A 20,002-nucleotide genomic window follows, 5' to 3' on the forward strand; every position below is an offset into this window, starting at 1 on the left:
GTGTAATTTGCTAAGCTACTTCCGGTATTATCTGTTGAATATCTCGTGCTTTGTTCAACAAAACCATTTGCGGCAGTTATCATCATTATTATAGGAGCTATGGAATCAATCGGAGCTGTTCTATTGATTAATTTTGTAATCGTTTTGAGATTTCTCCGCAGTGCGTTTCACTTCATTGATTTCATTGATGAGCTGTTCGGTAGTAGGCAGGTAGAGTTGGTATTTGCTTGCGAGAATAGTCTGATTGTTTTCGGGCAAAGCCAACTTCACCGCCGTATCGTTTTTGTCGGTGCAGAGCAGAATACCGATAGTAGGGTTCTCATCCTCCGTCTTCACATAGCGGTCGTAGTAATTGACATACATCTGCAACTGTCCAAGGTCTTGGTGCGTGAGTTTCTGCGTTTTCAGTTCAATCACCACAAACGAGCGCAGCAGGCGGTTGTAGAACACAAGGTCGGCGAAGTATTCGTCATCTTCCACAAGTAGTCGCTTCTGCCTTGCCACGAAAGAGAAGCCCTTGCCCATTTCAAGCAGAAAATCTGCAATGTGCGAGATAATAGCACTCTCCAAATCTCGCTCATAATAAGAAGCACGGCGTTCCAATCCGAGGAACTCCAATACCATTGGATCTTTGATAATCTCCGTGGGCGATTCGGGAATTCGTTGGTTTTGCGCCACGGCAAGCACCGCCTCCTTGTCGTTACTAAGCAACAGACACTCGTAGAGCAGGGAATTGATTTGCCGTTCCAGCTCACGTTTAGTCCAGCCGTTGTTCACCGCCTCCAATTGGTAGTATTTGCGTTTATCTGTGTCGGGTATGGCTATTAGCAACTTGTATTGCGACCAGTTCAATTGCGAACACACTGTATTCGCAATCGGGTAAGTACGGTAAAACTGACGGCACATTTCGAGCTGACGCACCGAAAATCCGCTACCATAGTCGGGCGTGATGCGCTTCGAGAGGTTCTTGATAAGGTAAGAGCCATAATCGGCACGCTCTTTACCCTGCTGCTCTTTCTCGAAAATGCGCTTGCCGATGTTCCAATACATTTGCACCCGACAGAGGTCCACACTCCGCACGGCATTGGCACGTGCGCTATCTATTATCTGTTTTATTTCGCCCACGAACCCGTCTAAGGAATTTACCATTTCATTCTTCATATCATCCATTGCAAAGAACCGATTTAAATTCGTTTAATGCCTGCAAGTCAAACTCGCTAACCGTGAGGTTGCCAATCATCAAAGTCAACTGCGATGAAGCTAACTCGTTTACTTTTAATTACTACAAGAACATTTAGTGACTTCTGTAGACAAAGATAACGTTTTTCATCCGTAAATCATGGATATTATATAAGTTAACGTACAAATGAACTGATAAATAATATTTATATTTGTACGGTTTTGTCTCTTAAATAAACAAACCTAATGAACCGGGAGATATGAATAAACTATATTTACTGTTAGTATTTCTTTTGTCAACCTTTATGGATATTCAAGGACAGGTCGTGGCCGTGAAGACCAATGTGCTTTATGATGCGATCACTACGCCGAACGTAGGGGCGGAGGTTGCGTTCAACAAGCATTGGTCGGTTGAGGCATCGGGGTATTATAACGGTTGGACATTCTCGAGCGATAAGTCCTTTAAGCATTGGATGATACAACCAGAGGCGCGCTACTGGATACACGAGCGTTTCAACGGACATTTCTTCGGGGTTCATGCCCAGTATATGGATTACGATTTCGCCGGTTTGAAGCTCCTGTATGGGATGGAGAAAAAGAATAGTTATAACGGTAACGCTTATGGCGGCGGTATCTCTTATGGTTATCAGTTATACGTGTCGCCCCGTTGGAACGTGGAGTTCACGGCGGGTTTCGGATACTTGCATTTCGAATATGATAAGTACGCTTTTCCTAGAGGAGATGCGCCTATCGGCAAGTTCCGCAACGAGTATTGGGGATTAACAAAGGCGGGTATCAGTATCGTTTACATCATCAAATAAAGAGATAAATCTATGAAGACATTCATTTATATATGCTTGCTTGTGATCGGCCTTGTTTTTCCGGCAGGAGCGCAGGTACCTATACAATCTTACCGGGAGCAAGTCTCCTTGAAGCAAAACCGCATCGAGCGGGAGGGCAACTCCTTGCGTCTAGACCTAACGATCAGTGTCTGCGGACTCTCCGTGGGACGATATCAAACCCTGTCCTTGATGCCGATGTTGCGTAGCGACAGAGATTCCGTAGTCATGGCCCCGGTAGTACTAAACGGGGCAAACAAGCAAAAAATGTACGACCGTACCTTAGTTTTCGAAGACAAGAAAGCCGCCGATGGCGACGCTTATACGGTAATCAAGAACACCCCGGAACTGATCCGAGAAATCCCCTATGAACTATCCATTCCATACCACCCATGGATGAAGAACGCCGCTCTGATCTTGGTTGGGGAGTTGGATAATTATGAAGGTGCGCCATTACGAACATTCGTAAACGTATTGACAGAACATTTGGACATTCCGTAAAATAGTTTTTAACGCATTCCGTTATCCTGCAAGTACTGTCGAATAAGCGTAGGTGTTAGACTTGGGTATGGGCTTGCGCCTGCAATGTGTTCTGTATCTTTCGCTATGTTTCGGTGTTGAAAAATAGCTCGATGCCATATTCGTACATTTCTTGTACTTCTGTGTCACTGGCTCTTTTCACGAAAGTTTCCCCATTCCTGAAGTCAACTAGGTAAATGGCAAGTTCGTCACTCGGTAATTCCAGAAAGTCGTTAACTACATAAGGACTGTGTGTCGTTATAAAAAACTAGTTTCTGTCCGATTGGATAATATCCTGCGTTACCTTTGATATGAAAGGAGGGTATGAGTGGGCTTCCGGTTCTTCAAAAACTAATGCGGACTCACTGTTACTTTCAATAGCCGCTTTGTAGAAAATCATACGTTGCAGGGTATCGGCTATGGAATGAAATGGAATTAAAAATATCTCTCCCGGTTTCTTTTCTTTCATTACTTTAATCTCCTGGCTATTGGTATCGAAGACATATTTCAAGCCATAGTCGTTGAAAATAGCTCTTAATTCTTCTTTCAACTTGGGCATCATGGAAACGATATTCATCAAATTGCTTCCTCCCGGAGGTAATAGGAAAGGGATCGGTAATTTCTCCTTATCGAATGCTGGTGGATAGAGATAGCATTTGAAAGGATTTGCAGGTTTTCATATTTTCGGATTATGTTAAAGATTCCATATTCTGAAAAACAATCTATCCATGTGTATGTTTTCTTTTAAAGAATATGAATCAATAATTTGATTATCATGAAGATTTTAATAATAGTTACTAGCACAGGGACTTTTGCCAATGGGAAACTCGCGACCGGATTATGGCTTAGTGAGTTTACTCATATCTATCATAGTGCAAAAGAAAGCGGCTATGACATAACGGTAGCCAATCCGAAAGGAGGTTATACTCCCATTGATCCCGAAAGTTTAAAACCAATTTTTTTAGATGAAATGTCCGAAAAGTATTGGGAAAAGCCAGAATTCAAAAAGCTGTTGGATCATGCAAACAGTTTGGATAACCTGTTGGAACAACAGTTTGATTGTGTCTATTTAGCCGGCGGACACGGTGCGATGTATGACTTTCCTGATAATGAAGCTTTAAAGACTATCGTAAGGAAACAGGATGAAAGTGGGAGGATAGTGTCGGCCATCTGCCACGGGGTCAGTGGGTTGTTGAATGTCAAACTATCCAATGGCGAATATATGATTAAAGGCAAAAAGCTGACGGGATTCAGTTGGTTTGAGGAAAGTCTTGCCAGAAGAAAAGAAGACGTGCCTTTTGATCTTGAAGCGTTGTTGAAAGAGAGAGGAGCGGATTATGAAAAAGCATTGATACCTATGACTTCAAAAGTAGTTGTAGATAATAATCTGATTACTGGGCAGGACCCGTTCAGTTCTAAAGAAATGGCGAAGGTCGTTATGCGGCAATTAAATAAAGCACGATAATAAATGGCTGAAGTAATCAGCTGGGAATAAATGTTTAATTCAAATCAGTATCATTATGAATTTAGATGAAGTCCTTCATCATCGTCGTTCTGTACGGGTGTATGATAAAGAAAAACCAATAGATACGGAAAAGGTAAAACATTGTTTGGAACTGGCTACATTGGCTCCTAACAGTTCTGATATGCAATTATGGGAATTTTACCATATTACAGAACCTGAATTATTGGCAAAAATTTCAAGGGACTGCCTTGGTCAGAAAGCGGCTTCTACCGCTTCACAAATTGTCATTTTTGTGGTTCGGCGTGACTGGTACAAGAAACATGCGCGATTCGTACTCAATTTTGAACGGGAGAACATTCGTCGTTACAGTCCTAAAGAACGTCAGGCCAAACGTATTAAGGATCGGGAAATATATTACGGTATATTGATGCCTTTTGTTTATGCCCGGTTCTTCGGTATTCTCGGATTGCTCAGGAAATTGTTGGCTAATATAATCAGTATTTTCCGTCCTATGATGCTTGAAGTTTCCGAGAATGACATACGTGTGACAGCCCATAAATCCTGTGCGCTTGCCGCACAAACGTTTATGATTGCGATGGCAAACGAAGGCTATGACACGTGCCCCTTAGAAGGGCTGGACAGCCGTCGGCTAAAAAGGACATTGAAACTACCTCATGGTGCTGAAATAAACATGGCTATTCCTTGTGGGATACGGGATGGAAATAAAGGCATTTGGGGAGAACGTTGCAGAGTACCTTTTGAAGATGTTTATCGTAAACTTTAAGGCCTCCTTTTTTAAGGCTGGAATTTTCACTCACAAATAAAAAGTACAAATATCAAGTATAAGTGGTAGATGTTGTAGATGTTCGCATGAGCCGTTAATTCCCTATCTCGCAAAAATAAGTGACTTGTATCCATTGGCCATTCTGAAAGTGGATAAGTTGAAGGACGGCTCGATGGCTGTTGATGGTGAGGTTGGCGGTAATCTGCTCCGTGGAGAATGAGTGGTGAGCGTATTTGGCAGTGTGGTTGATGATCTTGTTGGCATACGTCTCTTTTCCTTCCTTTTCCCACGTGAAGATAGCGCGATCGAAATCTAGCGTGAAACGATCATGGAAGGTGTTTCCTTTCCATGTCTGACCCAAGGGCTTGATGCCTTGTGGAGTATCAACGCATTCTGTTATCCGGCAAGTGTTGTCGGATAAATGTAGGTGATAGACTTGGGCATGGGCTTGCGTGGCAAGCAGGAGCCATAGCGACAAGACGGGTAACAGGAGGATCGTCTTCATTTAATGGATAAGGGCAACCTGTCTCCATCGGTTGCCGGGCTAAAAATACAGAAGCGTGGAAACTATTGATATTACCGCATTGAGGCTCTCGACTGCCCACTCCCGAATAATAAACAATAGCCCACGCCATGCTGTTATATCGTCCAGAGCAATTACTGGTAAATATAGCACTGACGTGAGCGTTTCTTGTCTATTATCCCCGGGAGTTGAAATTGTCGAGATTTCAATGCGGGATAATATCTTTAAACGCTCTTCGTTAACTTATGTCCTCCTTCAGTGACCTACGCTTAGATATGAGGGATTATCGCAAATATAGGAAGAATAATTGATATCCGTATGCTATGTGGGGAGAAGTTTCCTCGCGGATTGACATTTTGACAAAATGTAAACGGAAGTCCGTGAGAGTCGATTATTTCGGGCGGATGTACGTCTCGCTTCCAAATACGCAAGAAAAAAACAGCAAAGGTTTGCCTTATAGCTACTTATCGAAAAATGGACTTTTATTCTAGCGAAATTAATTCATCATAATTCCTGTTTTGCCGGATGTTTGGGCGATTCCATAGGGTTACGATAGGGAAATCATTGGGTTACGACGCCGTTCTTAATAGGTTATAACCCTATTCTTGGCCGCTTACGATGCCTAACGCGACTATATGTGTTGCCTAACGCGACCTATTGTGTGTGAAAAGGGGTACTTTTGAGAGGTAAAAGGCGGTTTATGGGGATGCCTTTGGTGTTGTTTCGTGATTGTGGGGGGAAGGGATTGTTACGATATATGGCTTATATTGAGCAAAAAGATGGAATGGAACTTGTTTTGCTGATAAAAAGTCTTTGTGATTATCTTGTTGTAAGAGTAAAAGAAACTGCTTAAGTTGTTTCTATTATGAGGCTGTATCAAATAATACAATATGATAGTTATATTTGATGCAGCCTCATTGATTTATTTATTACTTATTAATTTCTGGTTTTTCCTCTGTAGTATCCCAAGGACTAACAGTTGCGCTTAGTTGAACATCGCTTAAGCTAACATCTATAGTGTAATTATATACTTTATTTTTGTCCCACTGTGTAACGGAACCATATTTAAGAGCTATGTCTTTTGCTTCGCCATTAAATGTGACAGATTCATTAAGATTACTATCTGTAGTTGTAACAGTATATGTAATAGCTACCTTTGCATTTTCTATTGATTGAGGTACCATTAAATATGCTTGATCAGCAGTAATAGTATTATTTAAATCTGTAGTTGAAGAAGTCCATGTTCCTGCTGCACAATCATATGTTCCACCGTTCTTGATACCGGTTAACGTGATAGTATTGATAGTCACAGTACTTCCCTCTGCAATTGTTTGGGCTGAGAATTTGACTTTAGATAGGACGTGTTGAAAGGTAAGAGAAACTGTCTCTTTACTTTTATCATTAGCTACGGTTGACACTAAAAGATCTGTAACTCCATTCTCTGAAGAAGGTATAGTAAACTCTATTTTAGGTAAACCTGTTGATTGGTTTGTGAAGTCAGAACTTACAGATACTCCATTAGTTTCTGTAGGAAATGGGTAATATCCAATGAATGAAACTTTTTCAGCATTAGGCCAGTATTTAACAGGAGAATAGGTGTAATTTGTTCCATCAAAGGTTACTTCTTGATTAAACATAAAGTTTGGCGTGGCAGTAGCTTTGGAACTCTCCCATGTTGCATCTTTAGTGTGATAGGCAAAAACTCCGAATTTAGTATTGGCAGTTAAAGTATTTTCTTCTACTGCGGCTTTTGTCTGTTTCCCTACATAAGTAGTGAAATTAATCGCATTATCACTCTTAGCTACTAATGTGCCAACCTCGTCTTCGCTTGAGCAGCCCGCCAATACTACTAGGCTTAATGCTGCGATGAATAAATTTGTCTTCATAATGTTTAGTCTTTTAATGTTGTTTTATGTTGTTACTATTTATCATTCTATAGTTATGCGGGGATTACGATATTCGTCTCATCTCCCCAATTGTCTACTGTTGCGTCGAATCCCCCTTCGCCGCCATTCTTTTCCGGCTCCACGTTTGGCAGCTCCAAAGGAATATCCTCGGGAACTTCTTCCTTATCGGGATCAATTTTCGTACCCAGCACCACTTTCACCTCTTTCGTCTCATTATTGATCGCGGCACGTGGAGCTATATCATATTGCTTCGTAATGACCGTTTTGTTATCGACCAATAAGATGGAGAGCGTAAGCAAATTGCTGGTCTCGTCCGTGGCCTTCGATGTGACGTTCGGCCTGCCGAGTGTCAAGTAAGAGCCGGATAAGATACCGTCGGTCGTTGAGTTCTCGTGAAAGGTCTTTTCCGAGAAGTCCACGAGTTGCGTCGCTACGCTACTCCCGGTCTTTCTATCCGCTATCCAATATGTATCCGCCATCCCTTTAATCGATCCCCTCGCTGTCCGTACATTATGCAATCCTTTTATCTCTAAAGACAGATGAGCCGTAAAGATTACCTTCTCGGGCCGGCAAGCCAAGGAAAACTCCTTTCCCTCCTTAAGGTTCGTCCGTACCATCTCTTGCGTCACCTCAAAACCCTCCAATGTAGCTACCGCTAAAGGTTCCGGATCGTAGATCAGCCGCTCTCCCTCGGTGGGCGTGTACCAATCGCTATCCGTCGTCTTCATCACGATCCGCAGGGTGCTGTATTGATCTTGACCCTCGATCGTGAGATAACTGTATTCTTCGGCCGCTTGGTTAAATACCACTACGTTATAGATCCCTTTCCTCAATCGCACCTCGTCGCCCGTGACCGTGTTGGTAAGGAAACGGCTTGGCTCCCCTCCATCGACCGGGTAAAAGAGCGCGGTCATACCATCCGGGTCGATACCGCAAGGACCCCAATCTATGTCGAGGCGCACCGCGCAACGGTCTACATACTCGCCGATCATAGTCTCTTTCGAGCATCCCGCCAATCCCATGACAAGCGAGATCAAGATGATAAATAACCGGCTCTCTCTCATCGGATACTCGTTTTCTTTAGCCCGTCGATATTGTTCGCGATCCCTTTCCTTTCATTGCTTAGATTCAAGGAACTATCCTTCGATAGGAAAAACGGCGACAAGGTCAATTCCTTATGCTTCTCCGTGTCCCCCTCAACCTCTACCGAACGGATCGTGGCGACATATAACGGGATCACCTCGTCTTGACATGCCTCCAGATCCTCTAGAGAGGAGATATATGCTTCCGCTTCCTCGAACTTCGACATATTACGAAAACCTATGTTTTTCGCGTCGTAATTGAAAACCAATACATTATATTTATCCGGTGGTAAGAACAGGGTGATGCCATTGGCGTTCCCATCCGTCTGTATCATCGGCCCGCCCTCCGACGGGTAGATACAATAGCGAAGTTTCTCCGGTACCGGGGAACCTGCTACCACGCTATCCCAACGAAGGGTGCAAGTGATGTAGCCCGTGCCTCTTTTCTCCGGTTCCTCGGATCTCTCGCAACTACATTCCAGCACCATGCCGATAATGAATAAAATCGCGATAGAGATCTTTAAGATAATACTTGTCTTATTGTACCTATACATTTTATTTATCTTTGAAAATCAATTATGATTGACCTTCTGAACGCAAATGTATAGGGAATGCTAAAGGGGTGAATTGTTATTTTTGTCCAAAGAGTTGCAAAAGTTGAGAGATTTTAAAAAAATCATTGAATATTATGTATTTTCATCCTTTAAAGAACGGATAGAGCGGGGAGATTGGCCGAAATTCGCCCTGCAGAAGTGCGAGAAGTTGGAAAGCGACTCGAAACCATACTTGTAACAAATCTCGGATATGGAAAGCTCTGTCATGATAAGGTCGTTATGAATGTCTTGGCATTTGCGTTTCAGCATCCATTGATAAGCGGGCTCTCCGAACGTATCCTTGAAGATACGGCGGAAGGTGGGTACGCTGTAGCCTCCCAATTGGGCGAAGGTCTCCACGTCTTTCGCCTTTTGGTAGTTCTGCATCACGAAATACTGGAAACTGTGGCTATACCGGTAAATCGGGGCGTAAAAGGCGGCTAGCTCCTTGATGGGGTAGTAGCAGTTCAACAAGTAGACCATCTCCGAGCGTTTGGCTTGCATCAGTCCGGAGCATCTTAAATCATCGTTGAGGTAGAGCTTCATGCCCTCGATGAAGAGTTGTATCGGCGGGACCATCGTCATGACGATGGGTTGCTGGCGTTCGTTCTCCACGATGGAGATGCCTTTATTGAAACGGTTGTCGCATATGTTTTGCGGACGCTCGAAGAGATAGATGATACATTCGGTGTAGTCGAGTACCTTGCACTCCACTTTCGAGCCGATCGGTTGCAATACGAACTGTCCGCCCCGGAACGTAGTGTCCGGGTGCTCCTCGCTGTTCAGCCAGATCTCTCCCTTGATCAGGAAGAATACCATGTTCTGCATGCATCTTGTCTGAGGGATCACATACCCTTTCGGATAAAGACGATACTTGAATATATCCCTCTGGTAGAAACCACAAGAGGAACAATCGGTATATTTGGTGCAGCGATGGTCGGTTAACATAATTGGTGTCTTTATAATTTTACTTTCTTTGTCTTGCCCTCGCTCTCGTTGTGAAAGCGATCTACGGCGGTCACTACATAGCGATATTTTACCTTTCCTTTCTCGTAAGGCATCAAGTAGCCGGTTTCCCGGGTGATAGCCACGATCTTCGAGGGATCGCTCGTGTCTATCGGCTCCTTGTCGTTAAAGCGATAGACCACGAAATAGGAGGCTAGCTCCGGATTCGTGGGGCTTTGCTCCGCTTGCCAATGTAACAAGAAGCCTTTAGGTGTCCATTCGGTCTTTAGCTTGCTTACGTCTTTTGGCGGACGGTTATGCATATGGGTATAGGCCGGGATAAGGGCCGGGTAACGGTGGTAGTTCCGTTTCAGGCTGTCGGCTACGCCCTTGTTGTTCCATAGAATCTCATTGGCGGGCCAGAAACAATTGCCGCTCACGTGAGGCAAGGCACGCTCGTAGCGCATCTTGCGGGTCAGTTGATCCGCTTTCATGGTGCGGGCCACGTCTTGCCCGATATATAAATGACCTCCGTTGGCGTTTTTGTCCCACCATTTGATAAGCGTGATGTAATCCGCCGCCGGGTGTCCGATCTCCCAATAGATCTGGGGGATGTTATAATCGATCCAACCTTGCTGTACCCAATAGGTGATATCGGCGTAGAGGTCGTCGTAGTTTTGCAGGCCGTTGGTATTGCTACCCGATCCGTCCGCGGTGCTTTTCTTGTTGCGGTAGATGCCGAAGGGACTGATACCGAAGCGTACCCAAGGCTTGGTGAGCAAGATGGTACGTTTCAATTCCCGGATCAGGGTATTCACGTTCTCCCGGCGCCAATCGTTCCTTTGCGCCTCGCTGTATCCTTTTCGCAAGCCGTATTTCCGGAAGCTGTTATCATCCGGGAAAGGCATACCCGCTACGGGATAGGGATAGAAGTAATCATCCATATGGATCGCGTCCACGTCGTAACGGCCGACGATATCACGCACTACCCGGCAGATAAACTGACGGCTTTCCGGCAATCCCGGGTCGAAAAGGATTTGTTTATTATAAGTGACAAACCATTCGGGATGTTTATGATAGATGTGGGAATCGGCGAAACGGGTGTTTCCCGCCGTGCTCGCCCGGTAAGGATTCAACCAAGCGTGAAACTCCATGTTCCGTTTATGGCATTCTTGGATTAGGAAGGCCATCGGGTCGAACTCACCTGCCGGGGCTACGCCCTGCTCTCCGGTGAAGAAGCGACTCCACGGCTCGATATCGGATTTATAGAAAGCGTCCGCCTCGGGGCGCACCTGAAAGATGATGGCGTTGATGCCGCATGCTTGCAGGTAATTAAGCTTACGGATGAAGTCTTTTTTCATCCGGGCGGGAGTCATATCCTTGTATTCGCCTTGAAAAGCGGTCTGTATCCATGCTCCCCTAAACTCTCGCTTGGCCTCCTTGCCCGTACTCGTAGCCGGACGAGGCTTCTCGCGAACCGTAGAACATGAGGTTATCGCACAAAAGAGAATCGCTACTAAGAAGCGAAAATATTTAATATACATGGGTGCCTTGCTGTGTTTGTCTATGAAATTTTCAACAAATGTAGAAGATTCCCTGTAAATATGAAATATTTCACCCTTGTTATTTTATTTACTTGGCAGTAGAGACGAGGCACACCCTGTCTAACTGTGTGAATTAGTTCGATGAAGATAAGGCAGAATCGGTTAGTTTTGGCTATCTTTGCGTTAAAGAAAAAGATAAAGGTAATATGTCTGAGAGCAATTCGATTTTCATCAAGGGGGCACGTGTCAACAACTTGAAAAATATAGATGTAGAGATTCCGAGGGACAAGCTGGTGGTGATAACCGGGCTGTCGGGGAGTGGAAAATCATCGTTGGCGTTCGATACCCTTTATGCGGAGGGACAGCGTCGGTATGTAGAGAGTTTATCCGCTTACGCCCGCCAGTTCTTGGGGAGGATGAGTAAGCCGGAATGCGACTATATTAAGGGAATACCGCCGGCTATCGCTATCGAGCAGAAGGTGAATACCCGTAATCCGCGTTCCACGGTCGGTACATCTACCGAGATTTATGAGTATTTACGCTTGTTATATGCTCGCGTCGGGAAGACGATATCGCCGGTTTCCGGCACCGAGGTGAAAAAACATCAGGTGAGCGATATTGTCAAGGAGGTCATGCGATACCCCGAGGGGACTCGTTTTGCCGTATTCGCCCCGGTTGTCTTGCCGGAAGGCCGGGATATGAAGGAACAGCTGGAGATCTTGCGGAAAGAAGGATATGCCCGTCTGTCGGTGAATGATACGGTATATCGTATCTCGGAGGTACTGGCCAGCGAGGAGTTACTGTCTTACCCGATCGAGTTGTTGGTGGACCGCCTGACGGTATCGGACGATAAGACCTTGAAAAGCCGTTTGGCGGATTCGGCCGAGACCGCTTTCTTTGAGGGCCATGGTACCTGTTTGATCCGTATTTATACGGAGGAAGGGGTAGTCGTGAAGGAATTCTCGAAGAAGTTCGAGGCGGATGGCATGATATTCGAGGAGCCTACCGATATGATGTTTAGCTTTAATAATCCGTTGGGCGCTTGTCCGACTTGTGAGGGGTTCGGTAAGGTGCTGGGTATCGATGAGAATCTGGTGGTGCCTGATAAAAGCTTGTCTGTCTACCAAGGAGCCGTGGTTTGCTGGAAAGGTGAGGTGATGGGGGAATGGCTGAAAGACTTTATCGTGAAGAGCGAGAAATATAACTTCCCGATCCACCGTCCGTATTACGACCTGACACAGAAAGAGAAGGATCTGTTGTGGCATGGGGCGAGAGGCTTACACGGTATCGACGATTTCTTTAAGTTCGTGGAAGAGAATCTTTATAAGATACAATACCGGGTGATGCAAGCCCGCTATCGGGGAAAGACGACTTGCCCGGTTTGTAAGGGGAGCCGCTTGAGACCGGAAGCGCTGTATGTGCAAGTGGGCGGTAAGAATATCGCCGAGCTGGTGACGATGCCGGTTTCGGAGGCAAAGGCTTTCTTTGATCAACTGGAACTGGACGAGACGGATGCGGCGATCGCTAAACGTTTGCTCACGGAAATCAATAATCGCTTGCAATTCCTGTTGGATGTGGGGTTGGGTTATCTGGCTTTAGATCGCCTCTCGGCCTCTTTATCCGGAGGAGAGAGCCAACGTATCAATCTGGCTACCTCGTTGGGTAGTAGCTTGGTGGGTTCGTTGTATATTTTGGATGAGCCGAGTATCGGTCTGCATTCCCGGGATACGGATTTGTTGATCAAGGTATTGCGACAGTTGCAAGCCTTGGGGAATACCGTGGTCGTGGTGGAGCATGATGAGGAGATTATCCGTGCGGCGGATTATATCATCGATATCGGTCCGAAAGCAGGGCGTTTGGGGGGCGAGGTCGTTTATCAAGGCGATGTGAATAACCTCCGGAAATGTACCGATAGCCACACGGTACGTTATTTGACGGGAGAGGATCAGATCGAGATCCCGCCTTATCGCCGTCCGTGGAATAATTATATAGAAGTGACAGGGGCTCGGAAGAATAACTTAAAGGGCGTGGACGTGAAGTTTCCTTTGAACGTGATGACGGTGGTTACCGGCGTGAGCGGTTCGGGTAAAAGTTCCTTGGTTCGTGATATTTTCTACGAGGGCGTGAAACGCCATTTGGATGATGCCGCTCGCCTGACCGTAGATTGCTCCGGTATCAGTGGAGATTTGAATATGATTCAGGCGATTGAGTTCGTAGACCAGAACTCGATCGGAAAGAGTTCTCGCTCGAACCCCGTGACGTATATCGGTGCTTACGATGAGATCCGTAAACTATTCGGCGAGCAGCCCCTAGCGAAGCAGATGGGATATAACGCCGCTTATTTTTCCTTTAATAAAGAAGGAGGTCGCTGCGAGGAATGTAAGGGCGAGGGCAAGATCACGGTAGAGATGCAGTTTATGGCGGATATCACCTTGGAATGCGAGGCTTGCCACGGCAAACGCTTCAAGCAGGATGTATTGGATGTAGAGTATCAAGGCGCTAACATATACGATGTGTTGGAAATGACCGTGAATCAAGCGATCGAGTTCTTCGAGAAAGGTTCCGGCTCCCAAGAGAAGAAGATCGTGAAACGCTTGAAACCGCTGCAAGACGTGGGCTTGGGCTATATCAAGCTGGGACAGACTTCCTCCACTTTATCCGGTGGTGAGAACCAACGTGTGAAACTGGCTTATTACTTAGGCCAAGAGAAGCAGCAACCTACCTTGTTCGTTTTCGACGAGCCTACGACCGGTTTACATTTTCATGATATCAAGACTTTGTTGAAAGCTTTCAATGCCTTGATCGAGAAAGGTCACTCCGTGGTAATTATCGAGCATAATATGGATGTGATCAAATGTGCGGATTATGTGATCGATTTAGGACCGGAAGGCGGAAAGGCCGGCGGACAGCTGGTTTGTGCCGGCACACCGGAGGAGATAGCGGCTTGCGAGGCATCCTATACCGGTAGGTTTTTAAGGGATAAGTTATAAAGAGACGATATAAAGACAAATGTAAATAGCTCCTGCCCGAATATTCGGATAGGAGCTATTTCTTTTAAGAAGAATGGGAGCATTCCCATTAATATCCTGGGTTTTGCTCGATGATTCCATTTTTCGCAAGGTCTATAACCGCTTGCGGTATCGGGCCGTATTCGTGGGTCCCTTTGATGAAACGGGCATTTTGGAGATGAGAGCGGAATGTCTTCTCATGCTCGAAATAAGTGTTCATCACGTCTGAGGCGATTCCCCAACGGACTAGATCAAAGAAACGTTCACCTTCTAAGGCGAATTCCAGACGTCGTTCGGTACGTAAGGCTCGGATCGCCTCCTCTTTGTCGGAAAATGACGGATATAATCCGATCCGGTATTTGGCGGCATCCGCTGTCCCGTCAGCGGTTTTTACGGTCTGGCTGTTCATGGCACGCTCGCGAACTTGGTTGATGTATTTCAATCCGGTAGCCAAATCGCCTAGTTCGATAGCAGCTTCGGCACGCCACAATAACACGTCCGCATATCGAATAATATAAACATTCAATGCGTTTACGTATGGCCAGATAGCCAAATAGTAACTTGAGTTCTTGGAGACAATACGTTTTTTCGGGCTATACGGACCGTAAACCGTAGCCTCACGAGGAGTCCAGTCATAGAGTTGGACATCTAGGAACATGATTCCGGGGCGGGCTACCGTGTGGTCTAGGCGGGTGTCTACATAATCATTTTCCGAAACGTCTATGCCGTCTTCCAAAGGCAAGCCGTTGGAGTCGGTCTTATAAGCGTTTACTAGGTTTTGGGAAGGACGAAGGAAACCATAGTTGGGATAAGGGCCTCCCGGAGGTAACAAACGGTCGCCCGGATTTCCGTTGTAGTTGTTCGGGGAGCCATCGTTGATAGAGGCTTGGACTGAAAATAAAATTTCAGGGCAGTTGTCATTTTCCGGCAAGAAGATATTCCGGAAGTCGGGGAGTAGCTGGTATTTGCCGGAATTGATCACCTCATCCGTCGCTGTAGCGCATTCCTGCCATTTGCCTTGGAACAAGTAAACTTTAGCCATATAAGCCCGGGCCGTCATCTTGCATGGACGTGCCACATCCGGCTGGGAATCCGGGAGACCTTCGTAGGCGGCCTTAAAATCATTCAGTATCTTCTCCCATAATTGATCGGATGTATACTCCTTATTCGAGATAGAGGCGAACGCGGAAGGATCGCTGACACTCTCGTCGAAATATGGGATCTGGTTATAGATGATCTTTAAGTTGAAATAGAAATGGGCACGCAGGAAACGCATCTCGGCGATACGGGTCTCCTTTTTATCATAATCGCTGCCTTTGAGGATACGGATCGCTTGGTTACAGCGGTTCACGCCCTCGTATAAGGCTAGCCATTTCCGATTGTAATCTTGGATAGTCGGGTCGATATGGAAGATTTCCATCAAGTGAACCGGGTTCTGGTCTCCCGTACCACCTCCGCCTTTGTAGGTATCGTCTGAGATCACATCGCCAAATTGCCAGTTGGAGCATCCTGAATTCAAGCCGGAGCTGGCATCGTCCATCTGCCCGTCTAGGATGGAATAGGCGGAGATAATCAATCCCTCGATGTTATTGGGATCTTGTGCTTGTTCGGGAGTCAGTTCGCCTACAGGTGTCTCTTCCAGAAAATCGCTGCATGATGTCAATGCGAATACGGCACAGGCCGCTATAATCATTTTCTTCATATTCTTGTTTGTTGTTGTTTGATGATTAAAAACTTACGTTTACTCCAAAGGTGAAGGTGCGGGATAACGGATAGATGCCGCGGTCCACACCCATATCTAGGTTACGGTAGTCACTGGAGTAACTTTGCAATCCCACTTCCGGATCGATACCGTCGTATCCGGTGATCGTGAATAAGTTGGTTGCTTGCGCATAGATATACAAGCTATTGAACTTAATCTTGGATAGGATGGACTGAGGTACGGAATAACCGATTTTCATGTTCTTTAAGCGAACGAAAGAAGCGTCTTGCACATAGTAGGACGAGGGCCGGATGTTATTGTTCGGATCGTCCATGGTGACACGGGGTATATCCGTATTCGTGTTGGTCGGTGTCCATGCGTTAACGACACGGCTGTTTTTGTTGTATTGCGATTGATTGTAGAAATCACCCACATAACGGGTCAAGTCGTATACATCGTTTCCGAACATTCCCTGAAAGAATAGACTGAGGTCAAAATTATGGAAGTTGACTCCTAATGTAAGGCCTGCCGTGACATCGGGGAGCGGGTTACCGATATAGTCACGGTCGTTACCGTCTATTACGCCATCTCCGTTTACGTCTACGAACTTGATATCACCCGGTTTTGCGTTAGGTTGGAGCAGTTCGCCTTTATTATTGGTATATGATTTGATCTCCGCCTCGCTCTGGAATAAACCGTCTTCTTTATAAGCGTAGAAAGAGCCGATTGGTTGTCCGATGGCGGAACGAGAAACCTCTTGATCGAAGTTGAGGGAGTGAATCACGCTGGTAGGCAGTCCGATATAGGAGACATCACCGTCTAATTCAGTCATCTTGTTTTTGATAGCGGACATATTGAAGGCGACATTGAACCCGAAATCTTTATTGATGCTCTTATTGTAGCTGACCTCAGCTTCGAAACCCCGGTTACGCATTTTCCCGACATTGTCCCATACCGTTTGGTTCGTACCCCCCACGGTACCGATCAAGGGACGCTCCCATAATAAGTCCTTGGTATCTTTGTTAAACCAATCCAGCACAACGGTTAGGCTGTTATCTAGGAAGCCTAGATCCAGCCCGACATTAGTTTGCGTGGTGGTCTCCCATTTCAGGTTTGCGTTACCGTAACGGGTTTGGGTGTATCCGGTTGTCACGGAACTTTGGCTACCGTCGATCGGATAGTTGGAGTGGTTCGGATTACTCATGTAAGAATCGATCGTAGAATAAGCCGGGATATCAGAGTTGCCGTTTTGTCCCCAACCTATGCGGACTTTCATGTTGCTGATAGCCGGAATATCATAAAACGGTTCGCTACTGATACGCCAGCCTGCGGAGACAGCCGGGAAATTACCCCATTTATTGTTACCAAGTTTAGAAGATCCGTCACGTCGGAACGTGGCTGCGAATAAGTAGCGGTTGTCAAAATTATAATCAATTTTACCGAAATAAGACATCATCTTGGAAGTAAAGGCAGAACCTGCGTTCTTCTGGGAGCCACTATCGCCCGCATCGAGGAAATGGAAGTTATCGTCATCCGAGGCAAAGCCTTCACGGGAGGCGGAGAAGTATTCCTCTTGATAACGGTTTGTCTCGATACCTAATAAGGCTCCGATCGTATGTTTATCGAATGTCCGTAAATAGTTTAACGTGTTCGTGAATACCCAATTGAAGTTCCAACGGTTTTGCGTGCTCAACGTACTCAAGGGTTGCTGGGTGTTCAATTCGTTGTATTTGGCCTTGAAGCTTCGTTTATACAGGTTTTTGTAATCCGCTCCGAAGTTGGTCTTGAAATAAAGTCCCTCTAGGATATTCAGTTCGGCGAATAGATTACCGAATAGACGGGTGGTACGATCTTTATTATCCTTATTACGGTATAATTCGCCTAACGGGTTGGAGATGTCGGCGATCGGGTTGCTGCCGAAATTCCCGTCCAGATCGTAAACAGGGGTAATGGATACGGTCTTATAGGCGTTGTATAACATACCTCCCAGTGCGGCGTTATTGGTGACCGAGGTTCCCCACGCATGTGATAATGTGGCGTTCTCACCGATTTTCAAACGATCGTTGAAGAGCTTGAACTCATTGTTGAAACGTCCGGATATACGTTCGAAACCAGTATATTTCATAAGACCGTCTTGGTTGAAATAGCCTAGGGAGAACAAGTGGCTGCTAACTTTATCTGCTTTCGCCAGAGAGAGGTTATAGGACTGGACCATGGCTTTTTGCATGATCTCGTCAACCCAATCCACGTCTCCCGAGGGAAGGCGGTGATCTGCGTCAAGGAATTCCGGAATTACGGCGGTCTCGCCGGAGCCATACACGTCGCTTACTGGTGATTTCCCGTCGTTACGCTGTGCCTGCCATAATAAGTCACCATATTCTTGGGCGTTTAGCATACGCATCTGTTTTGCCGAGGTTTGTACTCCCACGTAAGCGTCTAGGTTTACCCGGAAAGTACCTTCCTTCCCTTTTTTTGTACTGATGATAACCACGCCGTTTGCCGCACGTGCGCCATAGATGGAAGCGGAAGAAGCATCTTTCAATACCTGCATACTTTCGATATCATTCGGGTTGAGAAAATTGATGCCGCCCTCTACTGGTACGCCATCGATGATATAAAGCGGATCATTGTTACGGATCGTGCTGAAACCGCGTACACGTACCGCTACGCCTCCGCCGGGCATATTATCCGGGATTACGTTTACGCCGGACAATTTACCTTGCATCATTTGATCTACACTGGATACCGGGGTATCTTTCAGATCGCCTACCTCCAGTACGGAAACAGCACCGGTAAGGTCTTTTTTCTTCTGTACACTATAACCTACCACGATAACCTCGTCTAGGTTCTGGGTGTCATCCTGCAATTGGATCGTGAGGGGAGAACCATTCCCGGCTGGAATCTCCTTGGTGTTATAACCGATATAAGTAACGACCAATATGCTTTGCTTGTTTTGCAGCGAGAGAGAAAATTTGCCGTCAAAATCGGTTACGGCTCCATTTGTAGTCCCTTTCTCAATCACGTTAGCCCCGATAATTGGTTCTCCGTTCGTATCGGTGACTACGCCACTTACCGTGAATGTCTGTTGAGTGATCGTCATTCGTCCAGTAACGTTTGGCAGATCCTCCGCCGATGCCGCATTGATTGGCTGTAAGTATGCTACGCCTAGCAAAAGAGCGGGAATCGCCATCGTAAAGTAATTTCTGTTGTCCATCCTTTTGTCCTTAAAATATATTAGAATTAATCTATTTTTTCAGAACGCAAAGGACGTGTGATTATATTACGATGATATGTCTATGTTATTAAAAATATGTTCACGATTGTATTGCCTTTCAGGGATATGACGATTAGGCTACGATTACAAAAATGATATTGGCTGTCTTTTGCGTATTGGTTAATGACGTTTTAGTACTAGTGAATAAAATGTAAGAATTATGAAAGTAACTCATTTTAAGAAAGTAAGCGAAACAAGTGGTGTGTGTGTCCTGTTAAGATTGTACTTATTTATAATCGAATAATTTATACTGTGCGTAGTCTTTATGAGACATTCAAGTAGCCTGTGAAGGCGAAAAAGCAGTAATATTAATACTAGTGTAATAAAATAAAGTTCATTCAGCCTGTTCTTCTGTGAAGAAAAACAGGCTGTGTTTTTATTGCTTGGCAGGATCATCGTCTTTATTCCACTTATCTCGCATTCTCAGACGTTTGACTTGCAGATAGCGTAGAAGGATGATGATGACGAGCGTAGCGCCGATCATCAAGAAATATTCGGTATAATTGTTTCCGGGATTGTTTCCCGGCCAGCCGATGATACTCATTACGATTAAGTAAACAAGTAAGGCAATTGTTGTGATATTGATCTTCTTCATATTCGTTTTATTCTAAAAACAGGGCAAAGATATAAGATTGTTT

Annotated in this window: 16 protein-coding genes; 5 read left to right on the forward strand and 11 right to left on the reverse strand. The window is 45.4% G+C overall.

Annotated features, from left to right (window positions below; genetic code table 11):
- Nucleotides 1–120: 120 nt before the first annotated feature.
- The gene (locus tag NBH16_RS13305; protein ID WP_250788713.1) at nucleotides 121–1,170 is read right to left on the reverse strand and encodes a PDDEXK nuclease domain-containing protein; all 1,050 of its coding nucleotides are present in this window, start codon (nucleotides 1,168–1,170) and stop codon (nucleotides 121–123) included.
- Between the two features lie 269 nt (nucleotides 1,171–1,439).
- Between NBH16_RS13305 and NBH16_RS13310 the strand changes: the two genes are divergently transcribed.
- Both NBH16_RS13310 and NBH16_RS13315 read left to right on the forward strand, forming a co-directional pair.
- Nucleotides 1,440–2,000, forward strand: coding sequence for a DUF3575 domain-containing protein (locus NBH16_RS13310; protein WP_005863367.1), 561 nt, complete (start codon nucleotides 1,440–1,442; stop codon nucleotides 1,998–2,000).
- A 12-nt stretch (nucleotides 2,001–2,012) separates the two neighbouring features.
- Nucleotides 2,013–2,519, forward strand: coding sequence for a DUF3868 domain-containing protein (locus tag NBH16_RS13315; protein WP_250788714.1), 507 nt, complete (start codon nucleotides 2,013–2,015; stop codon nucleotides 2,517–2,519).
- Between the two features lie 286 nt (nucleotides 2,520–2,805).
- On the opposite strand, the gene NBH16_RS13320 is transcribed toward NBH16_RS13315, so the two are convergent.
- Nucleotides 2,806–3,087 (reverse strand): hypothetical protein, encoded by a 282-nt coding sequence (locus tag NBH16_RS13320; protein ID WP_227154242.1) that lies wholly within the window; start codon nucleotides 3,085–3,087, stop codon nucleotides 2,806–2,808.
- A 225-nt stretch (nucleotides 3,088–3,312) separates the two neighbouring features.
- Between NBH16_RS13320 and NBH16_RS13325 the strand changes: the two genes are divergently transcribed.
- Complete coding sequence (locus tag NBH16_RS13325; RefSeq protein ID WP_250788716.1) at nucleotides 3,313–4,002, forward strand: type 1 glutamine amidotransferase domain-containing protein; 690 nt, start codon at nucleotides 3,313–3,315, stop codon at nucleotides 4,000–4,002.
- Nucleotides 4,003–4,057: 55 nt separating this feature from the next.
- Nucleotides 4,058–4,786: a nitroreductase family protein gene (locus NBH16_RS13330; protein ID WP_011967249.1), complete on the forward strand. Its 729-nt coding sequence runs from the start codon at nucleotides 4,058–4,060 to the stop codon at nucleotides 4,784–4,786.
- 94 nt (nucleotides 4,787–4,880) lie between these two features.
- Here NBH16_RS13330 and NBH16_RS13335 read toward each other — a convergent pair whose 3' ends face one another.
- The 6 genes from NBH16_RS13335 to NBH16_RS13360 all read right to left on the reverse strand — a co-directional run bounded on the left by NBH16_RS13335 (nucleotide 4,881) and on the right by NBH16_RS13360 (nucleotide 11,380).
- Nucleotides 4,881–5,291, reverse strand: coding sequence for a hypothetical protein (locus NBH16_RS13335; protein ID WP_044545777.1), 411 nt, complete (start codon nucleotides 5,289–5,291; stop codon nucleotides 4,881–4,883).
- A gap of 947 nt (nucleotides 5,292–6,238) precedes the next feature.
- A complete protein-coding gene (locus tag NBH16_RS13340; RefSeq protein WP_057319154.1) occupies nucleotides 6,239–7,195 on the reverse strand; it encodes a fimbrillin family protein in 957 nt (318 codons plus the stop codon).
- 53 nt (nucleotides 7,196–7,248) lie between these two features.
- Nucleotides 7,249–8,280, reverse strand: coding sequence for a DUF5119 domain-containing protein (locus tag NBH16_RS13345; protein ID WP_057319152.1), 1,032 nt, complete (start codon nucleotides 8,278–8,280; stop codon nucleotides 7,249–7,251).
- Nucleotides 8,277–8,852 carry a DUF5119 domain-containing protein gene (locus tag NBH16_RS13350; protein WP_250788717.1) on the reverse strand — a complete coding sequence of 192 codons (576 nt, stop codon included), beginning with the start codon at nucleotides 8,850–8,852 and terminating at the stop codon, nucleotides 8,277–8,279. Before NBH16_RS13350 ends, NBH16_RS13345 begins: the two co-directional genes overlap by 4 nt.
- 132 nt (nucleotides 8,853–8,984) lie before the next feature.
- Nucleotides 8,985–9,839, reverse strand: coding sequence for a helix-turn-helix transcriptional regulator (locus NBH16_RS13355; protein WP_250788718.1), 855 nt, complete (start codon nucleotides 9,837–9,839; stop codon nucleotides 8,985–8,987).
- A gap of 11 nt (nucleotides 9,840–9,850) precedes the next feature.
- Complete coding sequence (locus NBH16_RS13360) at nucleotides 9,851–11,380, reverse strand: glycoside hydrolase family 10-like protein (protein WP_008772985.1); 1,530 nt, start codon at nucleotides 11,378–11,380, stop codon at nucleotides 9,851–9,853.
- Nucleotides 11,381–11,586: 206 nt separating this feature from the next.
- On the opposite strand from NBH16_RS13360, the gene uvrA reads away from it, so the two are divergent.
- Nucleotides 11,587–14,370, forward strand: coding sequence for an excinuclease ABC subunit UvrA (gene uvrA, locus NBH16_RS13365; protein ID WP_005863345.1), 2,784 nt, complete (start codon nucleotides 11,587–11,589; stop codon nucleotides 14,368–14,370).
- A gap of 88 nt (nucleotides 14,371–14,458) precedes the next feature.
- Here uvrA and NBH16_RS13370 read toward each other — a convergent pair whose 3' ends face one another.
- The 3 genes from NBH16_RS13370 to NBH16_RS13380 all read right to left on the reverse strand — a co-directional run bounded on the left by NBH16_RS13370 (nucleotide 14,459) and on the right by NBH16_RS13380 (nucleotide 19,959).
- The gene (locus NBH16_RS13370; protein WP_048927038.1) at nucleotides 14,459–16,090 is read right to left on the reverse strand and encodes a RagB/SusD family nutrient uptake outer membrane protein; all 1,632 of its coding nucleotides are present in this window, start codon (nucleotides 16,088–16,090) and stop codon (nucleotides 14,459–14,461) included.
- Between the two features lie 25 nt (nucleotides 16,091–16,115).
- Nucleotides 16,116–19,304: a SusC/RagA family TonB-linked outer membrane protein gene (locus NBH16_RS13375; protein ID WP_048927039.1), complete on the reverse strand. Its 3,189-nt coding sequence runs from the start codon at nucleotides 19,302–19,304 to the stop codon at nucleotides 16,116–16,118.
- 436 nt (nucleotides 19,305–19,740) lie between these two features.
- The gene (locus NBH16_RS13380) at nucleotides 19,741–19,959 is read right to left on the reverse strand and encodes a hypothetical protein (protein ID WP_005863339.1); all 219 of its coding nucleotides are present in this window, start codon (nucleotides 19,957–19,959) and stop codon (nucleotides 19,741–19,743) included.
- Nucleotides 19,960–20,002 lie beyond the last annotated feature (43 nt).

It is taken from the genome of Parabacteroides sp. Y3-G-102 (assembly GCF_023656845.1).
Taxonomy (GTDB): domain Bacteria; phylum Bacteroidota; class Bacteroidia; order Bacteroidales; family Tannerellaceae; genus Parabacteroides; species Parabacteroides distasonis.